The organism is Seonamhaeicola marinus (genome assembly GCF_008085455.1).
The window spans coordinates 303-684 of sequence record NZ_VSDQ01000387.1 but is presented as its reverse complement, the minus strand read 5'-3'; the positions used below and the strand labels follow the sequence as shown (position 1 = coordinate 684).

Below are 382 nucleotides of genomic sequence, written 5' to 3'. Positions count from 1 at the left end.
CTCATCAATCATGTATTTTATACGTGATGGCGATTCGTTTAAAGCAGTAATTACAGCACGTTGTGCAATACAATTAGTGCCACTGGTTGTTTGCCCTTGTAATTTGTTACATGCGCGCGCTATTTTTTCGGGAGCACCAATAAAACCAACACGCCACCCAGTCATGGCAAAGGCTTTTGAAACACCGTTTACTGTAATTGTTCGGTCATACATTTCATCAAATTCAGCAATACTTGTATGGCCTTTTCCGTAGTTTATGTGTTCATAAATTTCATCAGAAACCACATAAATATTTGGGTATTTAGCTAAAACATCAACCAATGCTTTTAATTCTTCTTTACTGTAAACAGAGCCACTTGGGTTACATGGTGAGCTAAACCAC

1 protein-coding gene is annotated in these 382 nt (G+C 38.0%); it reads right to left on the bottom strand.

Annotation, left to right across the window (positions count from 1 at the left end; translation table 11 throughout):
• On the bottom strand, positions 1 to 382 hold a 382-nt coding region (locus tag FUA24_RS05075), incomplete at both ends, for an aminotransferase class I/II-fold pyridoxal phosphate-dependent enzyme (RefSeq protein WP_148540293.1).